Here is a 21,863-nt window from a genome sequence, read left to right as displayed (position 1 = left end):
GCGTGGGACTGGCGTGGGGGTGCTGCGTGGGCGGGGCTCAGCCGTCCGTCTTGGCGGCGGCGTCCTCCTGCTTGCCGAACACCGGGTTGTGCACCTCACCCAGGTTGATGTGCACGGCCTGCTGGTCCGTGTAGAAGTCGATCGAGCGGTAGCCGCCCTCGTGGCCCAGCCCGGAGGCCTTCACGCCGCCGAACGGGGTGCGCAGGTCGCGCACGTTGTTGGAGTTCAGCCACACCATGCCCGCCTCCACGTTCTGCGCGAAGTTGTGGGCGCGCTTGAGGTCGCTGGTCCAGATGTAGGCGGCCAGGCCGTACTTGGTGTTGTTGGCGAGCTCCAGGGCCTCCTCGTCCGTGTCGAACGGGGTGATCGCGACGACCGGACCGAAGATCTCCTCCTGGAAGATCCGGGCGTCCGGCTTGACGTCCACGAACACCGTGGGCGCCACGTAGTTGCCGGTCTCGAAGCCCTCGGGGCGGCCGCCACCGGCCACCAGGCGGGCCTCCTGCTTGCCGATCTCCACATAGGACATGACCTTCTCGCAGTGCTCCGGGTGCACCAGGGCGCCCACCTCGGTGGTGGGGTCCGAGGGCAGGCCCACCTTCACGCGCTTGGCCTGCGCCGCGTAGCGCTCCACGAACTCGTCGTAGATCCCGCGCTGCACCAGGATGCGCGAGCCCGCGGTGCAGCGCTCGCCGTTGAGGGAGAACACCCCGAAGATGGTGGCGTTGATCGCGGCCTCCAGGTCCGCGTCCTCGAAGACCACGGCCGGGGACTTGCCGCCCAGCTCCATGGACAGGCCCTTGAGGTACGGGGCGGCGTTGCCGAAGATGATCTGGCCCGTGCGGGACTCACCCGTGAAGGAGATCAGGGGCACGTCCGGGTGCTTGACCAGGGAGTCACCGGCGTAGCCCTCCTCGCCGAAGCCATTGACCAGGTTGAACACACCGGCGGGCACGCCGGCCTCCTCGAAGATCCCCGGCCACAGGGACGCGGAGAGCGGGGTGAACTCCGCGGGCTTGAGCACCACGCAGTTGCCGGTGGCCAGGGCGGGGCCCAGCTTCCAGGACTCGAGCATGAACGGGGTGTTCCACGGGGTGATCAGACCGGCCACGCCGATGGGCTTGCGGTTCACGTAGTTCACCTGGCGCCCGGGGACCTTGTAGGCGTCGTCGATCTGGGCGACGATCAGGTCCGCGAAGAAGCGGAAGTTCTCCGCCGCGCGGCGCGCCTGGCCCAGGGCCTGGGTGATGGGCAGCCCGGAGTCGTAGGACTCCATGGCGGCCAGCTGGTCACCGCGGGACTCCACGATGTCCGCGATCTTGTGCAGGATCCGGGAGCGCTCGCGCGGGAGCATCTTGGGCCACGGGCCCTCCTCGAAGGCCTTCTTGGCGGCGGCCACGGCGGCCTCGATGTCCGCCTTCTTGCCGGAGGCGGCCGTGATGTAGGGCTCGTTGGTCACGGGGTTGAGCACGTCGAACGTGTCCCCGTCGATCGAGTCCACCCACTGCCCGCCGATGTAGTGGCGGATGGAATCGGGAAGGTTCTCGGGCTTGGTGTCCTGCAGAGCGGCCATGGGATGACTCCTCGTATCAGTGGATTCGGTGGGTTGTCTCACGCGGTGCGCCGCTGCGCCCCGCCACGGTCCTCACGGCTGCTGAGGTAGCTGGCGAGGGTCGCGGCGCGGTGCTGGCGGACGGCACGCTCCACGGCGTCCGCCGGGGCGTGGGTCTCGATGAGGTGGAGGATGTGGTGGTGCTCGTTCACCGAGGCGCGGGCGCGCTCCGGGACGAACGAGAACGTGGAGGTCCGCAGGTGGTTGAGGCGTTCCCACTCCACCGTGACCAGGTCGTTGAGGCGCTCGTTGGGGCACCGGCACGCGAGCACGCGGTGGAACTCGTGGTTGGTCTCCGTGAACGTCTGCGGGTCGAAGTTCTTCAGCGAGGCCTCCATGGAGGCGTTGAGCTCCCGCGCGTGGGCGAGGTCCTCGGCGGTGATGTGCGCGGCAGACAGCGCGGTGGCCGCGCCCTCCAGGACCGCGAGGGTCTCCATGCTGTAGGTGTACTGCTCGCCGTTGACCATGGACACCCGCGCGCCCACGTTGCGCTCGAACGTCACCAGGCCCTCGGCCTCGAGCCGCCGGATGGCCTCGCGCACCGGCACCACGGACATGCCCAGCGTCTCGGCGATGCTCGCGAGCACCAGGCGGTAGCCCGGGGAGAACGCCTGGGACATGATCTGGGCCTTGATCCATTCGTACGCACGCTGCGCCTTGGAGGGTGCGGCGTTCGCGGTCAGGGGCATGTGGTCCTCGGTTCGGTTCGGGGGTCTCGGAGGTCAGGCGCGGGTCACTCGGAGGGCAGCGGGTTCTCGGCCAGCCACTGCTGGAACTTCTGCTTCCACTCGCCGGTGGGTGGGAACAGCCCGTCCACCGGGTGGCCCTCGGCCACGCGCTCGGCCACCCAGGCGTCCTCGTGCTCCTTGGCCAGGGCGTCCTGCGCCACCTCCTCGGCGAGCTCGCGCGGGATCACGACGACGCCGTCGTCGTCCCCCACGACCACGTCACCCGGGAGCACGGTGACGTTGCCGCAGGCCACGGCCACGTCCGACTCCCACGGCACGTGCCGCCGGCCGAGCACGGCCGGGTTGGGGCCCTTGCAGAACACGGGCAGCCCGATCTCCTGCACCGCCGCGTAGTCCCGCACGCCGCCATCGGTGACCACACCGGCCGCGCCGTTGTGGCGGGCCCGCAGCGCGAGGACGTCCCCGAGGGTCGCGGAACCGGTCTCTCCGCGCGCCTCGATCACGATCACCTCGCCCTCGCCCACAGCGTCGAACGCCCGCTTCTGGGCGTTGTAGCCGCCGCCGTGGCTCTTGAAGAGGTCCTCGCGGTTGGGCACGAAGCGCAGGGTCTTGGCGGTGCCCACCAGCTTGGTGCCGGGGGTCTGCGGGAAGACGTCCGCGACCACCACGTTGTTCAGCCCGCGCTTGCGCAGCTGGGCGGACAGGCCCGCGGTGGGGGCCTTGTCGAGCTTCGCGCGCAGGGCGGGGCTGAGCGCGTGCTCCCGGCCCTGCTCGGGCAGTCCCGCGGCCTCACGCGAGCCCCACGCCTCCTCGCGCTGGGTGTCGTTCACGGCGGGCATCGCGCCCAGGCCCTCGTCGAAGCGCTCGCTGCCCTCGGTCACGCGGCTGAGCAGACGTCCGGACGACGGCGCTCCGGCCGCGTTCGGCGCGTCCACCTCCACCTCCACGACGTCCCCGGGCTGCGCGACCGAGGACCCGGCGGGGGTGCCGGTGAGAATCACGTCCCCCTCCTCGAGGGTCACGTGCTGGGAGAGGTCCGCCACGAACTGGGCGAGCGGGAAGATCATGTTCTCCGGGGCCGTGGTGTCCTCCTGGACCACCTGGCCGTTGAGCCACGTGCGCACGCGCAGCTGCTCCGGGGAGATTTCCCGGGCGTCGATCAGCGAGGGGCCCAGGGAGGTGTAGCCGTCCCGGCCCTTGTTGCGCAGGTTGGAGCCCTTGTCCGCGGCGCGCAGGTCGTAGAGACCCCAGTCGTTGGAGGCGGTCACGGCGGCCACGTGGCCCCAGGCGTCCTCGAGGGACACGTTTCGGGCGGGCGTGCCGATCACCAGGGCGATCTCGCCCTCGAACGCGAGCAGCTCGGTGCCGGCGGGGCGCTCCACGGCGGCACCGGAACCGGCCAGGGAGCTCGCGGGCTTGATGAAGTAGGAGGGCACGGCCGGCTTGCGGCCACGCTGGGCGGCACGGGACTCGTAGGCCACGTGCACGGCGATGATCTTGCCGGGACGCACCGGGACGGGCTGCACCTCACCGGTTCCGACGGACGGGTTCTGAGCGTTGTGCACGTTCTCGGTCACGGCGAGGGCCTCCTCGGATCATCAGAATGTTATTCGAAATCGTATATTATCCGGGTGGGGTGGGCAAGTGGCACCGCTCACACCATTGTGCTCGGGGGAGCTCGGAAAGTCCCGTGCGCGGCTGTCCTCGGCGCAGAATGGGCCAGCCCGTACGCACCGCGCGCTCCGGTGACGCCGGGCGAGGCGAGCTGAGACAGCACGGAACCCGGTCCCGAACTGCCCGTCCGCCGATTGCGGGCCGTGCGGCGTCGAACCGCGGGCGCGTGACCCCTGTTACGCGGGCCACATATCGTATATGATCTGGATTACACCTCAGGTCTCCACCGGCTCCCCGGGGCGCGGGCAGCGTCGCTCGCCCCGGACAGGGCCCCGGTCCACACCATCGCAGAACGCAGGAGAAGGCATGCTCTTTCACCAGAACGGATACGTCTCCGAAGATCCCCGGATCGAGGAGGCGCGCGGTCACGGGATCGACCGCCCGGAGGACCTCCCGGACACCATGGACGTGCTCATCGTGGGCTCCGGCCCGGCCGGTGTGATCGCCGCGGCCCAGCTGTCCCAGTACCCGGAGGTGAGCACCCGGCTGATCGAGCGCCGCCCGGGCCGCCTGGAGATCGGCCAGGCGGACGGCATCCAGGCCCGCAGCGTGGAGACCTTCCAGTCCTTTGGCTTCGCCCAGGAGATCATCCAGGAGGCGTTCATGCTCCGTGAGATGTGCTTCTGGAACCCGGATCCCACCAACCCGCAGAACATCGTGCGCACGGGCCGCCCCGCGGACGATCCCCACGGCGTCTCCGAGTTCCCGCACATGATCGTGAACCAGGCGCGCGTGATGGACTACTTCCTGCGCTCTGCCAAGCGCGGCCCCGGGAAGATCGAGCCGGACTACGGCATCGAGTTCGTGGGCCTGGAGATCGAGCAGGACCACGAGCACCCCGTGGCCGTGACCGTGCGGTACGCCGCCGGTCCCCGCGAGGGCGAGGAGCGCACCGTTCGCGCCAAGTACGTGTTCGGCTGCGACGGCGCGGCCTCCCGGGTGCGCAAGGCCATCGGCCGCAAGCTCGAGGGTCAGGGCGCCAACCACGCGTGGGGCGTGATGGACGTGCTGGCCAACACCGATTTCCCGGACATCCGCACCAAGTGCGCGATCAACTCCGTGAACGGCTCCATCCTGCTGATCCCCCGCGAGGGCGGCCTGCTGTTCCGCATGTACGTGGACCTGGGCGAGGTGCCCGAGGACGACAACCACGAGATCCGCAAGACCCCGGTGGAGGAGGTCATCCGCCGGGCGAACCAGATCATCCACCCCTACACCGTGGACGTGAAGTCCGTGGCGTGGTCCTCCGTGTACGAGGTGGGTCACCGCCTCACGGACCACTTCGACGACGTCGACACCGAGGACCGTGGCACCCGCTGCCCCCGCGTGTTCATCGCCGGGGACGCGTGCCACACCCACTCCGCGAAGGCCGGCCAGGGCATGAACGTGTCCATGCAGGACGGCTGGAACCTTGGCTGGAAGCTCGGCGCGGTGCTCTCCGGCCGCGCGGACGCCTCCCTCCTGGACACCTACTCCAAGGAGCGGCAGGTGATCGCCAAGAACCTGATCGACTTCGACCGCGAGTGGTCCACGCTCATGGCCACCCCGCAGGACAAGCTCCCGGACCCCAAGTACCTGGAGGAGTTCTACGTCAAGACGGCCGAGTTCCCGGCCGGGTTCATGACTGAGTACCAGCCCTCGCTGATCGTGGCGGGCACCGAGCACCAGGACCTCGCCAAGGGCTTCCCCGTGGGCAAGCGCTTCAAGTCCGCCGAGGTCCAGCGCGTGTGCGACGCCGTGGTGGTGCACCAGGGCCACGAGGCCACTGCGGACGGGCGCTGGCGCATCCACGTGTACGCCGACGCCGCCGTGGCCGGGGCGGACTCCCCCACCACCGCGTTCGCGGAGTGGCTGCACAACGACCCCACCTCCCCGCTCGTGGCGTTCCGCCGCCAGGGCGACGGTGAGGCCACCCTCTTCGACGTGGACGTCACCTACCAGCAGCCCTACGACCAGGTGGACATCAACGCTGTCCCGCGGGCCTTCAAGCCGCAGGTGGGCCCGTTCGAGCTGAACTACTGGGAGCGCGTGTACGGCGCGATCCCCGGCAACGACATCTTCGAGCAGCGCACCATCAGCCGTGACGGGGCCGTGGTGGTGGTCCGCCCGGACCACTACGTGGCCGCGGTGCTGCCCCTGGACGCCACCGCCGAGCTCGCGGAGTTCTTCGCCGGGTTCCTGCGCAGGAACTGACCCGAGCCACCAGACCGGACCCGCCGTGCCTCCTTGGGGGAAGCACGGCGGGGCCTTTCGTGGTCACGGGGCCGCGCGGCGTCGTCGTCGGCCGGGGCGCGGCAGCGTCCGGAACGTCAGCCCGCGGCGGGAACGGAGGTGGGATCGTCCAGGAACGACTGCGGCGGGGCGAAGAAGAGGCCCCCGGTGTGCGCGGTGGAGAAGTCCAGGATGCGGTCGTAGGTGCCTGGCGGGTTGCCGATGACCATGTTCTCGAGCATGGTCTCGGTGATCGCGGGATCGGCGGCGTAGCCGATGAAGTACGTGCCGAACTCCGCGGAGCCCACCTGGCCGAAGGGCATGTTGTCGCGCAGGATCTCGCGCTTGTGACCGTCCACGGGTTCGAGGTCGTTGAGGGCCACGTGCGAGTTGGCAGGCTTCTGCTCGTCGGACATCTCGATGTCCTCGAGCTTGGAGCGCCCGATCACCCGCTCCTGCTCCCCCACGGACAGCGCCTCCCACGCGGTCATGTCGTGCAGGTACTTCTGCACCAGCACGTAGCTGCCGCCGCGGTAGCGGGGATCCTCGTCCCCCACCAGGGCGGCGGTGCCGGCGTCCTCGCCCTCCGGGTTGGCGGTGCCGTCCACGAAGCCCAGCAGGTCCCGCTCCTCGAAGAACTTGAAGCCGTGCACCTCGTCCTCCACGTGCACGTGTGGGCCCAGGCGCTTCATGAGGTGCTTGGCCAGCTCGAAGCACACATCCTGGGTGCCCGCCCGCAGGTGGATCAGGATGTCTCCTGGGGTGGCCGGTGCTGAGTGCACGACCCCGTGGAACTCGCGGAACGGGTGGAGGTTCCTGGGCAGGGGCGCGTCGAAGAGCCTGCCCCAGGCGTCGTGGCCCACGCCCACCACGCACAGCAGGTCGCTGGCGGGCACCCGGAAGGAGACGGCCTTGGTGAGGTCCGAGACCTCCGTGAGCACGTCCACCACCTCTGCCTCGGCGCCCTCGTTGACGGTCAGGACCAGGAACATGGCGGCTTTGGCCGGTGGGGCCACGATCTTCTGGGTGGGCATGGTGCCTCCTGGGTGAGCGGGTGCGCCGTGGGGCCGGGTCACCTCCACACTATGCCCGGGGCCGGGCCCGCGGCGATCAGTGCGCGGCACCCGTCTCGATGAGCAGGACACCGCCCACGATCAGGACAAGACCGGCGCCCATGATCCAGGTGAGGGGCTCCTTGAAGAACACACGGCTGATCAGCGCGGTGAGCGCGACCCCCGTGGCGGCCCAGATCCCGTAGGCCACGCCCAGGGGCATACCGCCGCCCAGGACCACGGCGAGCAGCGAGAACGCCACGAGGTATCCCGCGGCAACGCCCAGCCACCACCACCGGCTGCCCACGCTGACCATGCGCAGGGACACGGTGCCGCCCACCTCGCACAGGATGGCCACGGCAAGCACTATCAGGCTCAGTCCCGTCACCGCGTGGCCTCCACTGACCCGTGCCCGCTCGACCGCGATTTCTGTGCAGCCTGGGACCCGAGCTCGACCAGGAGCACCCCGGCCATGACCATCACGAGGCCTGCACCCATCATCGGCGTAATGGGTTCCTCGAAGAGGACCCAGGACATCACTGCTGTGGCGGCCACCCCTGTGGCGCCCCAGATCCCGTACCCCACGCCCAGGGTCATGCCGTGCCGCAGGGACGCGAACAGTCCGAGGAAGGAGCCCGTGTATCCGGCGACCACCACGGCGTAGAACCCCGGTGCATCCACGGCGGCCTTCAAGGCCAGGGACCCGGTGACCTCCGAGGCGATGGCCCCCACCAGGAACAGCCATTTCTTCACGGGCGCGCCCCCTTGTCCATCAGCTCCAGCACCACGGCCACCACGGCGGCTCCCTGCGCCGCCTCCAGCTCCACCAGACCGAGCGACCTGTCGATCCACGCTCCGTCCGCGATCAACCTGGCGGCAATGAAGGCGGGATCCTCGGAGGTGCCGAACCAGGCGTCCAGTCTCTCCCGCCAACGCACCACGAGTTTTGACCGTAGCCGCGGGTCCGCGAGCATCGCCAGGTCAGCGGGGTCCATGTCCCCCAGCACGGCGAATTCCACGTACGTGCGCAACCGATCGACGGTATCCGCTCCTGGCCCCCAGAGCTCTCTCAGCTCCACCTCCCACCCGTCCAGGAGGTGGTCCACCACGGCCATGGAAAGCGCCTCCTTGGTGGGGAAGTGGTGAACCACGCCGGGTTTGGTGATGCCGACGGCGCGGGCCACGGCGTCGATCGTGAGGGCGCCCCCTGAACGCAGCACCTCCATGGCGCTGTCCAGGATCTCGGTCTTCGTCGTCATGCCAGTGACCCTACCATACGTATGGTAGGTACGGGCGGGCGTGCGGCCAGTGGGGGAAGGTGGCCCACAGCGAGCCGTCCCCGCTCACGCGCACCTCCCTGCGGCATTCACAGCCACCGGAACAGCTCCACGACCTCCGCCGCCGTGGTCTCCCGGCACGCCGCAGAGCCGGTGCCTGCCCACAGGTTCAGTCCCTCGGGATCCGCGGACGACGCCGCCCGCAGCGGTGCCGTCATGTAGTGCACCTGGGGGTAGCCGCTCACCTGGTGCGCCGCCATCCGGTCCGTGAAGCGGTTGCGCAGCGCGCGGGCCGCCCGGCCGGAGAACGCGCGGGTCACCACGGTCTCCGTGTGCGCGCCGTCCAGAAGGGCCGCCCGGTGCGCGGGCTTGGTGCCGGCCTCCACCGCGGTGAGGAACAGGGTGCCCACCTGCACGGCTGCCGCACCCCGCGCGAGGAGGGCGGCGGCGTTGTCCCGGCCCGCGATGCCGCCCGCGGCAACGAGGGGAAGGTCAGTCAGCTCCCGTGCGGCGTCGAGGAGAGCGGCCGTGGTGATCTCCTCCGGCTGCCCGGCCTGCCCGTGGGTTGCCCTGTGGCCGCCCGCCTCGCTGCCCTGCACCACGATCGCGTCCGGGCGCAGCCGGGCCGCGGCCGCCACTTCGTCCGCGGACGTCGCGTTGAGCACGACGGCGCTGCCCCCGTTCCGCAGCCGGGCGACGTCGTCCGCGGTGGGCAGGCCGAACGTGAACGAGACGAGTGGGACGGGGTGGGCCGTGAGGTGCGCGAGTTTCGCGGGGTACTCGTCGTCCACGTACTCGCCCGGCTCCGGGGCGGGCACGCCCAGCTCGGCGGCCACCGGGGCCAGGGCGCGGGCGTAGTTCGCCAGTGCGGTGGGATCGGACGGGTCCCGCTCGGGGACGAACAGGTTCACGCCGAAGCGGTCCGTGTGCGCCGCGACCTCGCGGACCTCCTCCGCCATCGCCTCAGTGCTCTTGTACCCGGCGGCGAGCATGCCCAGCCCGCCGGCGCGCGCAACGGCCACCGCGAGCGCGGGCGTGGACGGCCCGCCCGCCATGGGCGCCTGCACCACGGGCACGGGCAGGGTGGTCAGGGGATTGGTCATGGCGTCTCCTTACACTGGCAGGCGTGTCCGCATCCCATGATCCTCGCCAGGCCCCCGTTCCGTCCTCCTCCCCCTCCGGGAACGACGACGCCGCCCGCCCCGTCATCAAGGTCACCGGCGTGGTCCTGCGCCGCGCCTCGGACGGTTGCGTGCTGACCGTGCGCAAGCGCGGGACCAGCATGTTCATGTTCCCCGGCGGGAAACCGGAGGCGGGCGAGAGCCCCGGGGAGACCGGGATCCGCGAGGTGCGCGAGGAGCTGGGGATCGAACTGTCCCCGGCGGACCTTGCGCCGGTGGGGGAGTGGCACAGCGACGCCGCCAACGAACCCGCGCACGGGCTGCACAGCCACGTGTTCATGAGCACGGCTCCGCTGACGCAGACTCCGGTGCCGGCCGCGGAGATCGAGGAGCTGCGGTGGCAATCCCTGGACGGCGTGGAGGACGTCGAGGATCTCGCCCCGCTGGCGCGCTGGTATGCGCTGCCGGCGGTGCGGGGGATGGGGTCCTAGCCGATCTGCGGATTGCCCCGGGTCTCGTGCGGACGCGAGATCTGGTCCGTGTTCTCCAACATCCGCACGCGAGCCTTGCGGCCCAAGAACTGAATGACGGTGCTGATCGTGGCAAACACGGCGGTGTACGCCGCGTAGTACCACCCGAACTCGCGGTCCGGAACGATCAGGGTGAGGAGTGCCGCGAATCCCAGGAAGACAAAGAAGTAGAGCAGCCACGTCACAACGGCCCGCCACGCTGTGTGGGGATAGTACGGATCCGCTCTCAGGATCTGCTGCCGCCGGGACAGGGACTCGGCGGAAGCGCCCACTGGTGCGCCTTTCGCAGACCCCTGTCCGCCGTGTCGCGTGTCGAAGGCGTTCGGTTCGCTCGTGGACATCGCTGCCTCACCCGCTCAGGTTGTTCCATCGGGAATCTCCCGGTCTTCCACCGTGTCAGACAGCACCGGCCCGAACAATGACCATCCGGCCACTCTCCCCCGCCGCGCGACCGGGCTGAGACGACGCGCGGGGTCCGCCGCGCGACCGGGGTGAGACGACGCGCGGGGCCGGCCGTGCGGCGTCGTTGGCTGGAGGCGCGGGAGGGCCCGGGCGACCCCGCGGGAGGCGGTCAGGCCGCGGGGGTCTCGTCCTTCCGCGCCGCCCGGCGGACCTGCAGCGCGCCCAGGAAGCCGAGCAGGATGAACCCTGTGGCGATCACGAGCGCCCACTGGGTGGCGTGCGTGAAACCGGTGGAGAGGGCGTCGATCACGTGCTGCGTCTCCGGGCCCAGGGGCTGCTGCGCGGCCTGCTCCTGCAGCTGCGGGATCATGCCGCCCGCGGACTGGCGGGTGGCCTCCGCGAGCTGGTCCGCCTGGGCGGCGTCGAGCCCTGTGGCGTCCAGTGCTGCAGGCAGGGCGAGGCTCATGGACACGGACAGCGCCGCACCCGCGAACGCCGTGCCCAGCGCCGAGCCGATCTGGCGGACGGTGCTCTGCGTGGCGGACGCCTGGCCCGACGATGCCACGGGCACGTCCCGCAGGACCGTCCCCGTCAGCTGCGCGGAGGCCAGGCCGAGCCCCACGCCGTAGACGACGAGCGGCAGGGCGATGAGCCACGCAGAGGTGCTGGGCCCCATGACCAGCGCGAGCACGGCGACGCCCAGGACCTCCAGTCCCAGGCCGATCAGTACCGTCCCGGGAGCTCCGAACTTCGCGGCCAAGTGCCGGGCGGACGCGCCCGAGATGAACGCGCCGATGGCCATGGCCGCGAGCACCAGGCCGGACTGCATGATGTCCAGGCCCAGCACGTTGGTCAGGTACAGCGGCAGCACGAAGATGATCGCGAACTCGCCCACGGCCACCATGGCGGCCGCCAGGTTGCCCCAGGAGAACGTGCGCACCTGGAACAGGTTCAGGTCCAGCAGCGCCGAGCGGCGCACCTTCGCGCGGTGGCGTTCCCACACGATGAACAGGCCGAGCGCCACGAAGCCCACCACCAGGGCGACCGCCACGATGGACACCGGCGCCGTGGCGGGCCACACCCACCCGAAGATCGAGAAGTCGGCCGTGGGGGTGAGCCAGCCGATGGCCGGGCCCTCGATGATCGCGAACACCAGCGCGCCGAACGCGATGGCGCTGAGCATGGCCCCGTCCACGTCCGCCCCGCGTTCGCGCACGTCGCTGCGGGTGTTGGTGATGCTCGTCCACCCCACCACCGCGATGACCGCGGCGAGCGGCAGGTTCACCAGGAAGATCCAGTGCCACGACGCCCAGTGGGTGAGCGCGCCGCCCACGAGCGGGCCGATCGCTGCGGCGCCGGACATCACCGCGCCCCACACCCCGAAGGCCGGGCCGCGGTACCTGCCGCGGAACAGCGCGTTCACGGTGGACAGGGTGGACGGCATGATGAACGCCGCGCCGAGCGCCTGCACCGCGCGGGACGCGATGAGAGCCCCCGCCGTGCCGGACAGGGCCGCCAGCAGGCTGCCCCCGGCGAAGACCACGAGCCCCACCATGAACATGGTCTTGCGGCCCCAGCGGTCCGCGAGCTTGCCCGTGGACAGCAGCAGCGCCGCGAGCAGCACCGCGTAGAGACTGTTGACCCACTGCGCGTCCGTGAGGCTCAGGTGCAGGTCCTGGATGATCGCGGGCAGGGCGACCCCCACGATCGTGCCGTCCAGCACGATCATCCCGAGCCCGGCGGCGAGCGCCGCGAGCGCGATCCAGTCCTTGCGGCTCGGGGCGTCCACGGTCTCGACGCCGCTGGGGTGCGTGTCCGCCGGTGCTGTCGATGCCATGGTCGCGCCTTCCGCAGATGATCCGGTCCCGTCCTGGTCCCGGGCCGGTGGCCGGGAGGGGCAGGGAGAGTGCTTCTCGCGGGAAGACTATCCGTTCATCGTGTGAGCGTGCAGGGTCCGGTGACGGGCGTCGTGATCGTCGTGCGCACACCGCTCACGGGAGGCTGGACGTCAGGTCCGGCGCATGACCGTGGCGGAGTCCACGGTGGCGTCGCCGGGACCGGGCGCGGCGGCGGCGTCCGTGAGGCCCGGGAGGGTGACGTCCCTGAACGGCGTGGGCCCCGCGATCCCCAGCTCCTGGCGCGGCACGGCGTGGGTGTCCTGGGTGGGGTCGTCCACGGGGGCGCGCAGCAGGGTGGCGGTGGCCCAGCCGTGGGTGAGGAGGTAGTGGTCGCTCTCGGGCTCCTCCGGGCCGGTCTCCGCGCTGTAGGTCACCGCGATGTGCTTCTCGTCCCCGCGCCCGATCTGCGCCTGGACCGCTCCGAAGCTCGCGAGCCGTGCGGGTTTCAGCCCGCGCAGCCGGTCCGGGGACACGTCCGGGACGTTGACGTTGAGGATCCACTCGTCGAACGGGCGCTGCTCCCAGCGCTCCAGGGCGTAGCGGGTGACCAGAAGGGCAGTGTCCCAGTGCTGGGGCGCGCCCGAGGTGATGGACACCGCGATCCCCGGGATCCCGTGGGACGCGCCCGTGAGCACCGCGCCCACGGTGCCCGAGTGCAGAGTGGCCTTGCCCGTGTTCGCGCCCAGGTTCACGCCGGAGAGGATCATGTCCGGGCGCTGGCCGAAGGCCCCGTAGGAGGCCAGGAACGCGATGAGCGCGGGGGCGGCCTTCACGCCCACGCACTCCACGCCCTCGGGCATCCGGGGCGGGTCCGCGGGGACCAGGGCGATCCGCCCGTCGATCTCCTCGCCGGACAGGGACGAGCTGGCGCCCGAATACTCCTCGGCGGGGGCGGCCACCTTGACACTGTGCCCGCGGTCCAGCGCGGCCTGCGCGAGCACCGACAGTCCCGGGGACGAGATGCCGTCGTCGTTGGTGACCAGGATGTGCATGGGGTCCATGGTGGCACGCGGCCCGGGCCCGGACCAGGGTGGCGTCCCCTGTGACCGGGCCCGTCAGGAGAGGGTGCGCACCGTGATCTGGCGGGCGAACTTCTCGATGGTCGTGCGGTTGCCGGTGCCGAGCCCGCGGCGGGCCACGTTCAGCGCTCCCGCCGAGGCGCCCAGGGCCACGGCGTCCACCAGGTCCAGCCCGCGGGCCAGCCCCACGGAGATGCCCGCGGTCATGGAGTCCCCCGCCCCGCGGTGGTCCAGCGGCGTGATGGACGGCGCCGAGACCTCCCGCACGGTGTCCCTCTCCACGAGCAGCGCCGGGTCCTTGGCGCGCGAGACCACGACGGCGCCCGCACCCCGCTCCACGAGCGCCCGGCCGGCTTCCACGAGGGACTCTGGGGTGTCGTCCGAGCCGAGGTCCAGGTCCCGGACCTCCTCGTGGCTGATCTTGAGCACGTCCACGTGGGCGTCCACGGCGGCCAGCGCAGGAGCGCCGCTCAGGTCCGCGACCACGGTGGTCCCCGCGTCCCGGGTGTCCCGGATGAGCCGGCCGAAGAACGACGCCGGCAGCACGTCCCCGGGTTCCGCGCCCGTGACCGTGAGGACGTCCGAGGCCAGGGCGTCCACGAACGCGGTGCCGTAGAGGTCGTCCAGCTCGTGGCGGGAGAGCTCGGGCGGGGGCATGTGGGCCACGGTCTCCCGGTCCTCACCGCGCAGGTCGTACACGTAGCCGCCGTTGCCGTACCCATAGCGCACGGCGTTGACCTGCATCCCGAGCCCGTCCAGCATGGAGCGGATCAGGGTGCCCAGCTCACCACCGAACGGTCCGTTCACCGAGACGTCCGCGCCCAAGGAGCCGGCCATGCGGGCCACCCACAGGCCCTGCCCGCCGGGGTGCATGTGCACGTCCGACTCGTGGGGGCTGCGGTTGCGGTTCGCCGCCGGCTCCGTGATCTCCGTGATCAGCAGCGGCGTGGGAACCAGGATGGACAGGCGCGGCGCGGCGCCGGAGCGGGTCTCAGTCACGAACGAAAGCTACATCACACCATCCCTGGTGAACAGCACATGGAGGTGCCACCATGGTGGGATGAATTCCACCGCACCGGTCCGCATCGTGGAGGGTCAGGCCGCCAGCGAGCACACCCTGCAGGCCCTGAGCGCGTACTTCAGCGAACTGGACCACCGGATCGACGGCGGGTTCGACCCCGCGCTCACCGAGGTCTCCGGCCCTGAGGACGTGACCCCGCCCCACGGGGACTTCTTCCTCATGACGGACCTGGTCACGGGAGCCGTGATCGCGTGCGGAGCGGTCCGGCGGATCGACGACGAGCGCGTGGAGCTGCGCCGGATCTGGGTCACCCCGGAGCACCGCGGCAAGGGCCACGCCCGCACGCTCGTCCGGGCGCTCGAGAACAAGGTGCGCTCCTTCGGCGCCAGCACGGCCGTGGTCTCCCTGAACCCGGAGATGACCGAGGGCATCGCGATGTTCCGCAACCGCGGCTACGAACCGGTGGAGCCCTTCCACCAGGACACCACCGCCTCGGTGTTCCTGGGGCGGGTGCTGTAGGGCCTCAGCCCCGCGCGTCCCGCGTCCTCTTGTCGTTCGCTTTCTCGATGGCCTCCACCAGCTCGTCCTTGGTCATGTCCGAGCGGCCCTGCACGTCCAGTTCCTGGGCGATCCCGTAGAGGTGCTCCTTGGAGGCGTTCGCGTCCACTCCCCCGGCGGTGTCCTCGGAGTTGAGCCCGCCCTGCTCCGCGCTGGCGTCCGACGGGCCGTTCTCCTCCTTGGGTTCCCAGTGGTCCCCCACCTTCTCGTGGGTGTGCTTCACCGCAGCCCACGCGGTGCGGGCGGCGCGGGACTCGTCGTGGTACTCGTCCTCCGCAGAGTCGTACGCCTGCGCGAACGTGTCCTGCGCCTTCTCGTCAGAGCGCCGCAGCGTGGACGGAATCTCGTCCTGACGCGCGCGACCGTTCTTCCTCGCCTTGGGCACGGTGTCCTCCTGCTCTCGGGAACGTCTCTGGTGCTTCGATTCTAAGAACGACGACGCCGCCCGCCCCACCCTTTCGGGCCCACATGGCCCATGTGCGCCTTGAGCTGAATTCACTCAACTTTGATGCCCCAACCCTTGGCACCTTGCCGGGGAGAGTGCTAATTTATGAGCAGTTGAGTCAGGGGTACTCAAGGAACGTGACGGCTCCTCGTCCACCGGTTTCACGGGGGCTCCGGGGCGCACCACGGACGAGTCGCACAGGAAAGGAACAGCAGTCATGGCAACCTTCGATCCGTTCTCCGAGGTCCAGAACTTCGCCAACCAGGTCCTCTCCACCCGCAACGGCCTGGAGCAGATGCCCATGGACCTCTTCCGCCGGGGCTCCAACTACTACCTCGCCGCGGACCTCCCGGGCATCGACCCCACCAGCGTGGACGTGGACGTGGACGGCCAGCTGCTGACCATCCGCGCGCAGCGCCGTCTGCCCTCCGCGGAGAAGGACACCAAGTGGATCGTGCGCGAGCGCCGCAACCACTCCTTCGTGCGCCAGCTGAACCTGGGCCAGGGCATCGACACCGAGAACATCACCGCCGCGTACGACAACGGCGTGCTGACCGTGACCATCCCCGTGTCCCCCAAGTCCCAGCCGCGCAAGATCCAGGTGGCCACGGGCCAGAACCAGGACAACGTGGTGCTGGAGAACGGCCAGCAGGATCAAAAGGCCGAGTCCGGCGAGGACTCCGAGAGCTGACCGCCCCGGCGCCAGCCGGTACGCACCGAGTGAGCCACGAGGGCCCGCGGGAGATCCCGTGGGCCCTCGGTCACGCCCGGGGCCTGGGACTCACCCCGCGAAGAAGAACCGGGTCAGGTGAAAGAACACCGGTGCCGCGAAGATCAGGGAGTCCATCCGGTCCAGAATCCCGCCGTGGCCCGGGATGAGCGCCCCGAAGTCCTTGATGCCGCGGTCCCGTTTGAGGCTGCTCATCACGAGCCCGCCCACGAAACCCAGCAGGCAGGACACCAGGGCCAGCACCCCGGCCTGCCCCGGGGTGAACGGGGTCAGCCACCGCAGCGCCGCCCCCAGAGCCGTGGCGGAGAGCACCCCGCCCACGAAGCCCTCCCACGTCTTGTTCGGGCTCACGGTGGCGCAATCCGGTGCCGGCCCACGGTCTTGCCCCACAGGTACTGCAGGTCGTCCGAGCCCTGCACCACCACGGCGAGGAACAGCAGCAGCGCGCCCGCCTCCACGCCACCGGAGCCCACGGCGGAGCCGGCCGCCGCGGCCTTGCCCTCGTGGATGGCCACGGGCAGCTGCAGCACGGCCGGGAGGTAGCTCAGGGCGGCCCGGTGCAGGAACGACTCCGTGCGCCCGGACAGCGCGAGCAGCACGGGCAGGAACAGGAACGCGTACACCGGGATGAAGATGGCGAACATCCCGTACCAGTGCTCCCACACGAACCAGAAGTGCAGCGGGGCGAGAACCACCATGATCCAGCTCAGCACCCTCCGGTCCCGCTCCCCGGGCGGGTGCGGTGGGCGATCTTCGGCACCGGGTGGACCGCGTTCTACGCGTGGTACTTCCGCACGGTGGGCCGGGAATGAGAACGGGCCCCGGGCGGCGACCAGGACGGTCGGCACCCGGGGCCCGTTGAGCCGGTGCGAGGGACGCTCAGCGGCCCATCCAGCGCACCACCCGGTCGAGGTCCTCGGTGGCCCGCGTGGACCACACCATCAGGGCGTACACGTGGGGGCCGCCCTCGCACACCACGGTGGTGGTGTCCACGCCCGCGCGGACCAGGTCCGTGACGAACTCCATGGTGTCCGGGAACAGCATGTCCCGGTCCCCCTGCAGCACGAACGTGCGCGGCAAGCCGTGCACCTCACCGAACGCGGGGCTCACCATGGGGTCCGTGACCTCGCGGGTTCCGGCCCACCAGCGGCCGGCCGCGCGCGGACCCTCGGTGTCCAGCATGTGGTCCACGGAGCGGTACTCCTCGATCTCCGGATTGCTCACTGTGGCATCGACCCACGGGGACACCAGGATGAGCCCTGCGGGCTGCTCGGCACCGGCCTCGCGCAGCCGCATGGCCTGAGCGACCGCCAGACCACCGCCGGCGGAGTCACCGGCGAGGAAGACCCGCGGGGACAGGGACCGCGCCAGGGACCATACGCCGTCGGCGAGCGCCAGGGCCTCGTCCACCGTGTGATCCGGAGCGAGCCCGTAGCCCGGCACCACCACGGTGGCCCCGGTGCGCTGCATGAGGGCGTCGATCCACCGCCAGTGCGTCCCCGTCATGGGGTGCACGTACGCACCACCGTGCCAGTGGATGACCACCGGCGCAGCCGCACGCTCCAGGGCGGGCCTGGGACGTGCGATGACCACCGGTCGCCCGGCCACCATGACCTTCTCGAACGTCGCCCGCTTGTGCATGGACTTGTGCGGGGCGGACTCCTCACGGGGGCTCGCCAGCGAGGCGAGCAGCTTCTGCTCGGACTCCCACACGTCGGGAAGCACCCGCAGACCCTGGTTGGTCGCGCGCAGCGCGGGATCAGCGGGCACGAGGACCACGTCCGGGGTCACCTCCCGGGCCGCAGAGCCGTCAGCGCCCGGGGCCCCGTGGCCCGGGACGTCCGCTGCGTGACGCCCGTGGCGCCGCGCGCGGTGCTGCTCGGTCACGGTCCGCTCGGCCTCGGTCACCCCCAGGGGTGCCGACGCCGCGTGGCGGGCATCCTCCGGCGCGTCCAGGTCTCCCGACGCCGCGTGGCGGGCCCCGGCCGCAGCGGCCGCAGACCCCGCGGCACCCGAGGGCCCACCGGATGTCCGGCCCTCAGGGGCGGAGTTCTCCACGGTGGCACCGGCACCTTCCGGAGCCTCGGCAACGGCGGTTCGGCCACCCGAGCCGAGCTCACCCCCGACGGCGGACCGGTCGTGGCTCGACGCCTCCCCGCGCGCGGCCTCCTCCTTGGAAGAACCGCGGTGGTGGGCGGCCACCCCGACCGCACCTGCCGCCGCACCGGCCACGGCCGCCCCGGTGTGCTGGCCCGAACCGCGGTGGCGGTGGGCCGAGTCCGCGCGGTGGCGACCCCTGGCATGGGAGTGGCGTGCGGCGTCGTCGTCCGCGTGGTCCGCTGTGTCCGCGGTGGAGGCGGCGGCGGTCGCGCGCAGCAGGGACTCACCCTCCACGTCCACGTGCGGCAGGATCTTGTCCAGCCAGCGCGGCAGCCACCAGGCCTTCTCGCCCAGCAGGCGCATGACCGCGGGGATCAGCAGCATCCGCACCACGAACGCGTCCAGCAGCACACCGCCCGCGAGCGCGAAGCCGATGGGCCGGATCATGGACAGCTCCGAGAAGATGAAGCCCGCGAACACGGAGATCATGATGATCGCCGCGGCCGTGACCACGGAGCGCCCGGCGCGGAAGCCGTGGACCACGGCCTGCCGCGCGGGGTGCCCGTGGACGTAGGCCTCGCGCATGCCGGAGACCAGGAACAGCTGGTAGTCCATGGCCAGGCCGAACAGAATGCCGACCATCAGGGTGGGCAGGAAGCTCAGGATGGGCCCGGGATCGTGCACGCCGAACAGGGCGCCGCCCCAGCCCCACTGGTACACCGCGACCACGGCGCCCAGGGATGCCAGCACCGAGAGCAGGAAGCCCAGGGTGGCGATCACGGGGACCAGCACGGAGCGGAACACCATGAGCAGCAGCAGCAGCGAGATGAGCATGACCACGCCGAGGTACAGCGGGAGCTTCTCGCCGAGCAGCTGGGAGACGTCGATGTTCGCGGCGGTGGTGCCCGCCACGCCCACGTGGACGTCCTCCTGGGACTCCAGATCGCCGTTGAGGTCGCGGATGTTGCCCACGAGCTCCTCGGTGGCGGCCTCCGCTGGGCCGGACTCCGGGATCACCTGGATCACGCCGGTGGTGCGGTCGTCCGTGAGCTGGCCGGGCAGCACGTTGGCCACGTCCTCCTGGGCCGCCAGCTGGTCCGAGACCACGTTGATCTTGTCCTGCGCCTCGGCCTTGCTGAGGCCCTCGGGCAGGTCCACGACGACGGCGATGGGACCGTTCTCACCGGCCCCGAAGTCCTCCGCGATGCGCTGGTACGCCTTGTACTGCGTGCTGTCCTCGGCCTCGATGGAGGCGTCCGGCAGACCCAGGCGCATGCTCTGCGCGGGGATCGCCAGCACGATCAGCACCGCCGCGCACGCCACCGTGGTGATCCACGGGTGGCGCAGGTGCAGGGGCACGTTGTGCTCGTCGATGTGCTCCTCGCGCGGCGCGGAGTTGCGCTGCTTCTTGGGCAGCACCCGCCGCCCGGCCAGGGAGAGCAGCGCCGGGGTGAGGGTCAGGGTCAGCAGCAGGGCCACCAGCACGGCCAGTCCCGCCGTGGTGCCCATGAGCCCCAGGAACGGGATGCCCGTGACGTTCAGCGCCACCAGGGCCACCATCACCGTGAGCGCCGCGAAGATCACCGCGGTGCCGGAGGTTCCTACGGCCAGACCGATCGACTCGCGCACCTCCACGCCGCGGCGCAGCTGCTGGCGGTGCCGGTTGAGCACGAACAGCGAGTAGTCGATGCCCACCGCGAGGCCCAGCATCACGCCGAGCATGGGCGTCACCGACATCATGTCCACCGCACCGGAGAACGAGAGCGTGATGCAGGTGGCCACGGCCACGCCCAGCAGTGCCGTGAGCACGGGGAGCGCGGCCGGCACGAGGGCCCGCAGCATGATGAGCAGCACCAGCCCGGCCACGACCACGCCGATGATCTCGGACGGGCCCAGCAGCGCGGTGATGTCCTGCGCGATCTCCTGGGAGAACTCCACACCCACGCCGTCCACCGGGTGGGCACGGACGGCGTCCATCACGGCGGTCTTGGTGTCCGCCTCCACCGCGTTCTGCTCCTGCGTGAAGTTGACCACGCTGATCGCGGAGTTCTGGTCCTCGGAGACCACGCGGTAGTCGCCCATGCGCTCGTAGCTCTGCTCACCCTGCTCGAGCTGGGCCTTCTGCTGCTCCAGCTGGTTCGGGTCGATCCCCTGCTGCTTGAGCACCTGCTCCGGGCTCACTCCGGGTGGGAGGCTCTTCTGCAGCTGGGCCATCTGCTTTTCGCCCTGTTCCAGCTTCTGACGGCCGTCCTCGAGCTGCTTCCGGCCGTCGTCCAGCTGCTGCTGCCGCTCGAACGGGCTGACGGTGGAGTCCACCCCGGAGACGTCCTCCGTGGCCTTCAGGGCATCCTCGATGCCGTCCCTCTGGGCCTGGGTGAAATCCGAGCCGTCCTCGGTGTAGAACACCACGCGGCCCGTGCCCCGGTTGGCCTCCGGCATCTCCGCCTTCAGCTTGTCCGCCAGGTTCTGCGTCTCGGTCCCGGGAATCGTGATGGCGTTGCTCAGGTGCACCCCCGAGACGGCCACCCCGCCCACGGCCAGCGCCAGGACGGCGAGCCACACCAGGATCACCGCCCACGCGTGAGCGGCCGAGCTCTTGCCCAGCCTGTACAGAAGTCGTGCCACGGAAGTTCTCCTACTGAGTCGTCTGTGCGGTGAAGTGTCTGGCGGGTGCGCCGCGCGGGGCGGCTGCGGTTCCCGGGTGGTGCCTGTTCGGGGTGCTCCCGGTCGGTGCGCTGGTCCCGGTCAGTGCCCTGGCCTCGTTCGCTACGGTGGTTCTCTGCCGCTGCGATGGTTCCCGGGCGCCGGGTGGTCTCGGGCGGGGGACGACGCCGCGGCGTCAGGTGTCGAAGCCCCTCCCCAGCACCTCCAGGGCGGTGGACAGCAGCTCGTCCCAGGTCTCACGCCCCCGCTCGTCCGGGCCCCCGCCGGTGCGGACCAGCCACTCGTCCAGGCACTCGGCGAGCGAGTTGATGAGGGTGGTGGCCACGAGGTGCGTCTGGAACGGGTGTAGTGCGGCAGACGCTCCCGCAGCACCTCGTTCAGGCGCTCCACCGCCGTGCGGGTCACCCGGTAGCCCCACAGGGAGGCGGCCTGGGTCTCCTGCACGTCCACGGAGAACACCGGCTGGAGGTCCCCGATGAGCACGCGGGCGCGCAGCGCGCCGATCAGCTGACGGTAGACCTCACCGAGCGATGCGGTCCCCGGTTCCGTGGGCTCCGGGAGGTCGTCCAGCACGGTGTCGATCAGCTCGGTCACCAGCTCCGAGAGGTACTCGAAGGCGGCGTCCTGGGCCGAGGGGAAGTGGTTGAAGATGGTCCTACGTGACACTCCGGCGCGTTCTGCCAGACCGTTGACGCTCACACCCTCGGTGCCCAGCTCCGCCGTGAGCTCCCCCGCCGCGGCGACGATGGCCCGGCGGTTGCGCAGCCTGATGGCCTCGCGCTTGTCCTTGGGCTCCGCCTCGGGCCGTTCACGGCATCCGGAGATCAGCTGGGGTGTCACGGGGCCATCGTACGGCAGTC

General features: G+C 70.8%; 19 protein-coding genes and 1 pseudogene. 4 read left to right on the top strand and 16 right to left on the bottom strand.

Going from position 1 to position 21,863, the window contains the following annotated elements; all coding sequences use genetic code 11:
- Positions 1 to 37: 37 nt before the first annotated feature.
- From hpaE to D9R02_RS01045, 3 genes are read right to left on the bottom strand one after another with little or no spacing between them, the layout of a single operon-like run.
- Positions 38 to 1,573 (bottom strand): 5-carboxymethyl-2-hydroxymuconate semialdehyde dehydrogenase, encoded by a 1,536-nt coding sequence (gene hpaE, locus D9R02_RS01055; protein ID WP_121566176.1) that lies wholly within the window; start codon positions 1,571 to 1,573, stop codon positions 38 to 40.
- A 38-nt stretch (positions 1,574 to 1,611) separates the two neighbouring features.
- Entirely contained in the window at positions 1,612 to 2,301 is a 690-nt protein-coding gene (locus tag D9R02_RS01050; RefSeq protein ID WP_121566175.1) for a GntR family transcriptional regulator, read from the bottom strand.
- 44 nt (positions 2,302 to 2,345) lie between these two features.
- A complete protein-coding gene (locus D9R02_RS01045; protein ID WP_121566174.1) occupies positions 2,346 to 3,878 on the bottom strand; it encodes a fumarylacetoacetate hydrolase family protein in 1,533 nt (510 codons plus the stop codon).
- 403 nt (positions 3,879 to 4,281) lie between these two features.
- On the opposite strand from D9R02_RS01045, the gene D9R02_RS01040 reads away from it, so the two are divergent.
- On the top strand, positions 4,282 to 6,168 hold the full coding sequence (locus D9R02_RS01040) for an FAD-binding monooxygenase (protein ID WP_121566173.1): 1,887 nt from the start codon (positions 4,282 to 4,284) through the stop codon (positions 6,166 to 6,168).
- A 116-nt stretch (positions 6,169 to 6,284) separates the two neighbouring features.
- Here D9R02_RS01040 and D9R02_RS01035 read toward each other — a convergent pair whose 3' ends face one another.
- From D9R02_RS01035 to D9R02_RS01015, 5 genes are all read right to left on the bottom strand, one after another.
- Complete coding sequence (locus D9R02_RS01035) at positions 6,285 to 7,220, bottom strand: Dyp-type peroxidase (RefSeq protein WP_220700410.1); 936 nt, start codon at positions 7,218 to 7,220, stop codon at positions 6,285 to 6,287.
- Between the two features lie 76 nt (positions 7,221 to 7,296).
- Positions 7,297 to 7,617 carry a DMT family transporter gene (locus D9R02_RS01030; protein ID WP_183085927.1) on the bottom strand — a complete coding sequence of 107 codons (321 nt, stop codon included), beginning with the start codon at positions 7,615 to 7,617 and terminating at the stop codon, positions 7,297 to 7,299.
- A gap of 5 nt (positions 7,618 to 7,622) precedes the next feature.
- Positions 7,623 to 7,991, bottom strand: a complete 369-nt coding sequence (locus tag D9R02_RS01025; RefSeq protein WP_121566171.1) for a DMT family transporter — start codon at positions 7,989 to 7,991, stop codon at positions 7,623 to 7,625.
- Entirely contained in the window at positions 7,988 to 8,497 is a 510-nt protein-coding gene (locus tag D9R02_RS01020; RefSeq protein ID WP_121566170.1) for a TetR/AcrR family transcriptional regulator, read from the bottom strand. The genes D9R02_RS01025 and D9R02_RS01020 overlap by 4 nt, the downstream gene beginning before the upstream one ends.
- A 107-nt stretch (positions 8,498 to 8,604) precedes the next feature.
- A complete protein-coding gene (locus D9R02_RS01015; RefSeq protein ID WP_121566169.1) occupies positions 8,605 to 9,618 on the bottom strand; it encodes an NAD(P)H-dependent flavin oxidoreductase in 1,014 nt (337 codons plus the stop codon).
- Positions 9,619 to 9,641: 23 nt separating this feature from the next.
- Between D9R02_RS01015 and D9R02_RS01010 the strand changes: the two genes are divergently transcribed.
- Complete coding sequence (locus tag D9R02_RS01010) at positions 9,642 to 10,127, top strand: NUDIX hydrolase (protein ID WP_121566168.1); 486 nt, start codon at positions 9,642 to 9,644, stop codon at positions 10,125 to 10,127.
- On the opposite strand, the gene D9R02_RS01005 is transcribed toward D9R02_RS01010, so the two are convergent.
- From D9R02_RS01005 to D9R02_RS00990, 4 genes are all read right to left on the bottom strand, one after another.
- Positions 10,124 to 10,438 (bottom strand): hypothetical protein, encoded by a 315-nt coding sequence (locus tag D9R02_RS01005; RefSeq protein ID WP_121566167.1) that lies wholly within the window; start codon positions 10,436 to 10,438, stop codon positions 10,124 to 10,126. The two genes, D9R02_RS01010 and D9R02_RS01005, sit on opposite strands and share 4 nt — an antisense overlap.
- A gap of 299 nt (positions 10,439 to 10,737) precedes the next feature.
- Positions 10,738 to 12,405 carry an MFS transporter gene (locus D9R02_RS01000; RefSeq protein ID WP_121566166.1) on the bottom strand — a complete coding sequence of 556 codons (1,668 nt, stop codon included), beginning with the start codon at positions 12,403 to 12,405 and terminating at the stop codon, positions 10,738 to 10,740.
- A 171-nt stretch (positions 12,406 to 12,576) separates the two neighbouring features.
- Positions 12,577 to 13,458, bottom strand: a complete 882-nt coding sequence (surE, locus tag D9R02_RS00995) for a 5'/3'-nucleotidase SurE (RefSeq protein WP_121566165.1) — start codon at positions 13,456 to 13,458, stop codon at positions 12,577 to 12,579.
- Positions 13,459 to 13,521: 63 nt separating this feature from the next.
- Positions 13,522 to 14,484, bottom strand: coding sequence for a 1-phosphofructokinase family hexose kinase (locus tag D9R02_RS00990; protein ID WP_121566164.1), 963 nt, complete (start codon positions 14,482 to 14,484; stop codon positions 13,522 to 13,524).
- Between the two features lie 61 nt (positions 14,485 to 14,545).
- Here D9R02_RS00990 and D9R02_RS00985 point away from each other — a divergent pair, with 61 nt between their 5' ends.
- Entirely contained in the window at positions 14,546 to 15,025 is a 480-nt protein-coding gene (locus D9R02_RS00985) for a GNAT family N-acetyltransferase (RefSeq protein WP_121566163.1), read from the top strand.
- Between the two features lie 4 nt (positions 15,026 to 15,029).
- Here the strand turns inward: D9R02_RS00985 and D9R02_RS00980 are convergent, their stop codons facing one another.
- A complete protein-coding gene (locus tag D9R02_RS00980) occupies positions 15,030 to 15,449 on the bottom strand; it encodes a ChaB family protein (protein ID WP_121566162.1) in 420 nt (139 codons plus the stop codon).
- 277 nt (positions 15,450 to 15,726) lie between these two features.
- Between D9R02_RS00980 and D9R02_RS00975 the strand changes: the two genes are divergently transcribed.
- Positions 15,727 to 16,200 (top strand): Hsp20/alpha crystallin family protein, encoded by a 474-nt coding sequence (locus D9R02_RS00975; RefSeq protein WP_121566161.1) that lies wholly within the window; start codon positions 15,727 to 15,729, stop codon positions 16,198 to 16,200.
- Between the two features lie 90 nt (positions 16,201 to 16,290).
- Here D9R02_RS00975 and D9R02_RS00970 read toward each other — a convergent pair.
- The 3 genes and pseudogenes from D9R02_RS00970 to D9R02_RS00960 all read right to left on the bottom strand — a co-directional run bounded on the left by D9R02_RS00970 (position 16,291) and on the right by D9R02_RS00960 (position 21,843).
- Positions 16,291 to 16,937, bottom strand: a pseudogene (locus D9R02_RS00970) (phosphatidate cytidylyltransferase).
- A 181-nt stretch (positions 16,938 to 17,118) separates the two neighbouring features.
- Positions 17,119 to 20,964, bottom strand: a complete 3,846-nt coding sequence (locus D9R02_RS00965; protein ID WP_121566160.1) for an MMPL family transporter — start codon at positions 20,962 to 20,964, stop codon at positions 17,119 to 17,121.
- Between the two features lie 141 nt (positions 20,965 to 21,105).
- Complete coding sequence (locus D9R02_RS00960) at positions 21,106 to 21,843, bottom strand: TetR/AcrR family transcriptional regulator (protein ID WP_259463881.1); 738 nt, start codon at positions 21,841 to 21,843, stop codon at positions 21,106 to 21,108.
- Positions 21,844 to 21,863 lie beyond the last annotated feature (20 nt).

Origin of the sequence: Kocuria rhizophila, from assembly GCF_003667225.1 — a bacterium.
In the GTDB taxonomy this organism is placed as follows: domain Bacteria; phylum Actinomycetota; class Actinomycetes; order Actinomycetales; family Micrococcaceae; genus Kocuria; species Kocuria rhizophila.
The sequence above is the reverse complement of the archived record's forward strand: the minus strand, read 5'-3'. Positions and strand labels throughout refer to the sequence as shown.